At 36.7% G+C, this 6,140-nt stretch carries 5 protein-coding genes; 4 read left to right on the plus strand and 1 reads right to left on the minus strand.

Annotated elements, in window-relative coordinates; all coding sequences use genetic code 11:
- The first annotated feature begins 105 nt into the window (after positions 1–105).
- Entirely contained in the window at positions 106–1,440 is a 1,335-nt protein-coding gene (locus tag E1I69_RS07140; protein WP_136378914.1) for a hemolysin family protein, read from the plus strand.
- Between the two features lie 38 nt (positions 1,441–1,478).
- Here E1I69_RS07140 and E1I69_RS07145 read toward each other — a convergent pair whose 3' ends face one another.
- On the minus strand, positions 1,479–2,825 hold the full coding sequence (locus tag E1I69_RS07145; RefSeq protein WP_136378915.1) for a sodium-dependent transporter: 1,347 nt from the start codon (positions 2,823–2,825) through the stop codon (positions 1,479–1,481).
- Between the two features lie 312 nt (positions 2,826–3,137).
- Between E1I69_RS07145 and E1I69_RS07150 the strand changes: the two genes are divergently transcribed.
- The 3 genes from E1I69_RS07150 to E1I69_RS07160 are packed head-to-tail and all read left to right on the plus strand — an operon-like array spanning position 3,138 to position 5,970.
- Positions 3,138–4,151 (plus strand): ABC transporter substrate-binding protein, encoded by a 1,014-nt coding sequence (locus E1I69_RS07150; RefSeq protein WP_136378916.1) that lies wholly within the window; start codon positions 3,138–3,140, stop codon positions 4,149–4,151.
- A gap of 18 nt (positions 4,152–4,169) precedes the next feature.
- Complete coding sequence (locus E1I69_RS07155; RefSeq protein WP_136378917.1) at positions 4,170–5,201, plus strand: ABC transporter permease; 1,032 nt, start codon at positions 4,170–4,172, stop codon at positions 5,199–5,201.
- A complete protein-coding gene (locus E1I69_RS07160; RefSeq protein ID WP_136378924.1) occupies positions 5,176–5,970 on the plus strand; it encodes an ABC transporter ATP-binding protein in 795 nt (264 codons plus the stop codon). Before E1I69_RS07155 ends, E1I69_RS07160 begins: the two co-directional genes overlap by 26 nt.
- Positions 5,971–6,140 lie beyond the last annotated feature (170 nt).

Below are 6,140 nucleotides of genomic sequence, written 5' to 3' on the forward strand. Positions count from 1 at the left end.
TCCCACCATATTTCGTATCTCATAGTAAAATAAGCATAATGGATATAAGAGAAGGGGAATTTAATAAAATAATGTTCGTTCTTTTGATCATTGGAGGTATTTATTATGGTAGTTGAAATTTTAATCCTTGTCGTTTTGATTCTATTGAATTCATTTTTTGCAGCTTCTGAAATGGCAATGGTTTCATTAAATGATAATAAAGTAAAAATGATGGCAGACAGTGGAGATAAAAAAGCAATTTTACTACATAGACTTTTGTCAAATCCGAGTGGTTTTTTAGCGACCATTCAGATTGGTATTACGTTAGCAGGCTTTCTTGCAAGTGCTTTTGCAGCCGGGAGCTTTGCGGCATACTTAACAAACTGGCTAATAGACATTGGTGTTCCAGTTGCTCCAAGTATTATTGATTCCCTTTCTGTGATCGTCATTACACTTATTTTATCCTACTTCACATTAGTAATCGGTGAACTAGTACCGAAAAGGCTGGCCTTACAAAAGGCGGAGGAAATCTCTTTAATTGCGGCAAGGCCTTTGACGATTTTATCAAAAGTAACATTACCTTTTGTTAAGCTGCTAACGTTATCAACAAATGGACTTGTACGTTTATTTGGAGTCGACCCGAATGCGGATGATGAAAATGTTACTGAAGAAGAAATTCGAATGATGGTTGATGTGGGTAAAGAAAGAGGAACTATTCAAGAATCAGAAAAATTTATGATCAATAATATTTTTGAATTTGATAATAAAACCGTATCAGACATCATGACACATCGGACGAATATTATTGCAATCCCACTTGATTACACGTTAAAAGAAATCATCCATCTAGTTACAGTAGAGAAATATACACGCTTTCCAGTATATGATGAAAGTATTGATCAGATTGTGGGGATTTTACATTCAAAAGAACTAATAAAATTTGTTGATGAATGTGATGACACTGCTTTTAACTTAAAAGACTTACTAAGAGATCCTTATTTTGTTTTAGAATCGAAGCATACAAATGAATTGTTTAAGGAAATGCAAAAGAACAATATTCATATGGCCATTGTGATCGATGAATATGGTGGGACAGATGGGATTGTTACCATTGAGGACTTAATTGAAGAAATCGTTGGGAATATTTTTGACGAATACGATGAATACACAATCGAGGACGAAGAATTCATCCAACTTGATGAAAATACTTATTCTATGGCTGGAACCATTAATTTGTATGAAGTTGAAGATCTATTGAAAATTGACTTTCCAACAGATGAATATGATACTTTAAGTGGTTTTGTAATTGGTCAGTTAGGGTATATCCCTACAGGGGATGTACATCCACAAATTGACTACAAAAATCATACATTTAAAGTAATCGAAATGGATGAAAAACGAATTATGAGAATACATGTAATTAGTAATAATGCAACTCCATCTAAAATCGAAGAAGATTAAGAATAAAGGGTGTTCCAACTACAATTGGAACACCCTTTTTAAATCACACCTAAACTATCCAAGAAAACAATTATGATCACTACAGGTACCACATACCGAATGATAAAGAACCAAGCCGTTAACAGGGAAATGGGAAGACTACTGCCCAATTGCATTTCCTTATAAAGAGTTGTACGAGGAAATTTAAACGAAACAAATAGGGCAATAAAGAGAGCCCCAACCGGTAAAAGTATATTACTTACCAGGAAATCTGCAAAGTCAAAAATTGATTTTCCAAATAAATGAACATCACTTAAAACCCCATAAGAAAGTGCAGATGGTACGCCAACTAAAAAAATAACTAAACCTGACATCCATGCGTAAAACTTTCGCCTCTGAATGTTACCCTTCGTTAAAATTGCTACTATTAATTCAAGCATTGAAAATGCAGAGGTAAGTGTAGCAAATAAAAATAAGAGAAGGAAAGCAATTAAAAAGACCATTCCAAATGGCATACTGTTGAAAACAGTCGGTAGTACATTAAATAAAAGAACAGGTCCTGCGTCCGGCTCCAAGTCGAATGCGAACACCGCTGGAAAAATGGCCAATCCAGCCAAAAGGGTTACAAGTATATTTAATAACACAATGGAAAACGCGGATTGTACCAGGTTTTCCTTTTTCGACAGATATGAACTATAAGTTAACATGGTACATGCACCAACACTAAGTGCGAAAAAAGATTGACCTAATGCAAAAAGAATGGTGTCAGATGTTAATGAAGAAAGAGAAGGCTTTAAAATAAACAAGATTCCCTCAAGCGAGTTTTCAAGAGTTATCGAGCGGATGATAATGACTAGAAATAGGATAAAAAGTGCTGGCATCATCCATTTACTAGCTTTTTCAATCCCAGATTGGACCCCTTTAGCAACTACAATAATCGTAATTAAAATAAATACAAGTTGTGCAATAATTACTAAGAATGGATTTGAAATTGTTTCTCCAAAATAACTTCCATACTCTGTTTCCGTTAAACCGTTTAAATTTCCGATACTTCCGCTAACCAAATAAATTAAGATCCAGCCGCCTACCACACTATAAAACGAGAGTAATATGGCATTTGTAATGAAACCTAACCGCCCAACGATGTGCCAATTTGTTTTTGGCGCCAATTCTTCAAAAGATACTATCGCGTTTTTTTGTGTTGTTCTGCCAATTACAAATTCAGCTAATAAAAGTGGTAAACCGATTAACAAGGTAAAAATAAGAAAAATAATGAAAAAAATGCCTCCACCACTAGTACCAGCCACATAAGGGAATTTCCAAATGGCCCCTAATCCAATAGCAGATCCTGCTGCGGCTAAAATAAAACTAATTTTTGAAGACCATTGTTGTTCAGATTGCTTCAAGCAAATTCCTCCATTGCAACTTCATATTGTTTTAGTCTTTGTTAAGTGAAAAAAATTAAAACGTATTATCACAGGAAAACAAAAATTCGTATTTTGCTGTACGAAAAAAATATAACCTGAAAGTGTAAAATGTTCAGAAAATAATTGACGCAATGCACCTAGAGTGATAATATAACGATTAAACAATGACATACATTAACGCTTTTTTGCTTTACTGTAGTAAAACTTAAGCGTGTAAAAATCATTATTCTAGTAAAGTAATAGAATACTAGAATAAACAAAAAGTGTAAAGGAAATTAAGGGGGACTATGCATGAAAAGTTCAAGTAAATTTGTAGGAGTGTTGTTGGCTGGCTTCCTTGCGTTAGCAGGTTGTGGGTCGGCAGATGACACATCAGGTGATGCGGGAGGAAACAGTGACAAAGAGCAGGTTGTAGTTGGTATCTCACAATATGCACCACATACTTCATTAGATGCTGCGACTGAAGGCTTTATAAAGGCATTAGAAGATGAAGGGTTTAAGGAAGGCGAAAATTTAAAACTTGATTCCCAAAACGCACAAGGCGAGCAAAGTAATACTGCCACAATTGCGCAAAACCTTGTGGGGAATAATGTGGATTTAATTTTTGCGAATGCAACACCAAGTGCAATGGCTGCACTTAATGCAACTAGTGACATTCCAATTATTTTCACATCTGTAACAGATCCAGTTGGTGCAGGCTTAGTAGAAGCTTTTGACAAGCCTGGTGACAACATTACGGGTACAACAGATAACCATCCAGATGCGACTAAAACGACTATCAACTTTATTACAGAGGAAATGGGAGCAAAGAAGATTGGTGTTATCTATAACTCTGGTGAACAAAACTCTGTCGTTCAAGTTGATCAAGTAAAGGAATTTGCTGAACAAGGTGGTGCGGAATTAGTTGAAGTTTCCGTTTCTACAACTGCTGAAGTAAAGCAAGCGGCTGAAAGCTTAGTTGGGCGTGTAGATGCCATCTATATTCCAACTGATAACACGGCAGTTCAAGCGTTAGATTCTATTATTTCAGTGGCAAATGAAAAAGATATTCCACTATTCGTTGGTGAGCTTGACTCAATGAAAGCGGGTGGATTTGCAGCAAGCGGCTTTGAATACTATGATATTGGATACCAATCTGGACTAATGGCTGCTAAGATTCTAAAAGGTGAGAAGAAGGCTTCTGAAATTCCAGTTGAACTTCCTGATAGCCTACAGCTTTTCATTAACAAAAAAGCAGCGGAAGAACAAGGTATTGAAATTAAACCTGAATGGAAAGAGATTGCTGACATCTACGAAGGGGAATAAAAGAAAGGATGATTCAACATGTTTACGGCATTATTTGGGGCATTTGAATCAGGAATCATCTATGCAATCATGGCAATTGGTGTTTACCTGTCCTTCCGTATACTAGATTTTCCAGACTTGACGGTTGACGGCAGCTTCGTTACAGGAGCTGCTGTTTCCGCCATTTTGATCACAAATGGAGTGAATCCTTTTGTTGCAACTCTTCTAGCGCTTGTTGCTGGATTTATTGCAGGTAGTATCACTGGATTACTTCACACGGTTGGAAAAATTAATGCATTACTATCTGGTATTTTGATGATGATCGCTCTTTATTCAATCAATTTACGAATAATGGGGAAATCAAATGTTTCATTATTAAATATTGATACAACTTTTACAAGTGTATCAGGAGTATCGTCTTCTTCAGGATTAGACTCATTTTTTAATACTATTTTATCAACAATTGGTTTAGACAATAGTCTACCTAAAACATGGGGCATCTTGCTTTTCATGATTGTTGTTACATTTATCATAAAATTTTTAATTGATCTTTTCCTACGTACAGAAATTGGTCTTGCCGTAAGAGCAACTGGAGATAATAAAAAGATGATTTCCAGTTTTTCTGCTAATACAAACTTAATGACCATCCTTGGTTTGGGTCTATCCAATGCCCTTGTTGCACTTTCCGGTTCACTGATAGCACAACAAGGTGGATTTGCTGATGTTGGAATGGGGATCGGGATGATCGTTATTGGCTTAGCTTCTGTTATAATCGGTGAAGCCTTATTTGGTGCCAAAACGATTGCGAGGGCGACACTTGCAGTTATTGGTGGAGCTATTATTTATCGTATCGTTGTTTCACTTGCCCTGCGTGTGGAGTTTTTACAACCAGGAGATATGAAATTAATTACGGCGATAATCGTGATCATTGCGCTCGTCCTTCCTAAAATTCTTGAAGGAACAAAAGAAAAAAGCAGAAGAGCAAAACGACAACAACAACTTGTTCAAATGAACAGTGCACCTTCAGAAGGAAAGGGTGAGTCAAGTGCTACACTTAAATCAAATTCATAAAATCTTTAATGAAGGTACACCTGATGAAAAGATTGCCCTAGATTGGACCAATTTACACTTAAAAGAAGGTGACTTTGTAACTGTCATTGGAAGTAATGGTGCTGGTAAATCCACGTTAATGAATGTGATATCTGGTGTGCTCATTCCTGACGCAGGAGCAGTAGAAATTGCCGGAAAAGATGTTACATTTTTACCTGAACATAAACGGGCGAAGCTAATTGGACGTGTATTCCAGGATCCAATGGCTGGGACTGCACCAAATATGACCATTGAAGAAAACCTAGCCATGGCATACTCACGTAATAAGACACGAAACTTCCGTAAAGGGGTTACTAAGAAACGTAAGGAATATTTTAAAGAAGTTTTAGAATCTCTTAATCTTGGTTTAGAGAATCGTCTCTCGGCGAAGGTGGGCTTATTATCTGGTGGAGAACGTCAAGCATTATCACTATTAATGGCAACTTTCACTGAGCCTTCCATTTTGTTACTAGATGAACATACGGCTGCACTTGACCCAGCCCGTGCTGAATTAATTACGAACTTAACAAAAGAAATTGTGCAAAAGTACAATCTAACTACATTAATGGTCACTCATAATATGCAACAAGCTCTTGATTTAGGAAACCGTCTAATTATGATGGATAAGGGACAAATCATTTTAGAAGTGGATGAACAGGAGAAGGCAGATTTGACTGTTGATCGATTGCTAGATGAGTTCCAAAGAATCAGAGGAGCAAAGATGACAAATGACCGTGCATTACTTTCATAAACTCTAATCAAAACCACCAGTGTGAACTGGTGGTTTGTTCTGCGGCTGAAAGCCTCTCTTACCGGCCTCGGCCTAAAAGGCCCACTGAATGGTTTCCCCTTATGCACCACATCTACTCGCTGATTCTAAAGAATCTCTTATTTCTTCCTGTTTTTTTCTCCGGTAAAAGG

The organism is Bacillus timonensis, from assembly GCF_004799755.1.
Classification (GTDB): Bacteria; Bacillota; Bacilli; order Bacillales; family Bacillaceae_L; genus Ferdinandcohnia; species Ferdinandcohnia timonensis_A.

Bases quoted from the DNA above. Each gene is read 5' to 3' on its own strand.
- E1I69_RS07140 (WP_136378914.1), top strand. From the start codon at position 106: ATGGTAGTTGAAATTTTAATCCTTGTCGTTTTGATTCTATTGAATTCA.
- E1I69_RS07150 (WP_136378916.1), top strand. From the start codon at position 3,138: ATGAAAAGTTCAAGTAAATTTGTAGGAGTGTTGTTGGCTGGCTTCCTT.
- E1I69_RS07155 (WP_136378917.1), top strand. From the start codon at position 4,170: ATGTTTACGGCATTATTTGGGGCATTTGAATCAGGAATCATCTATGCA.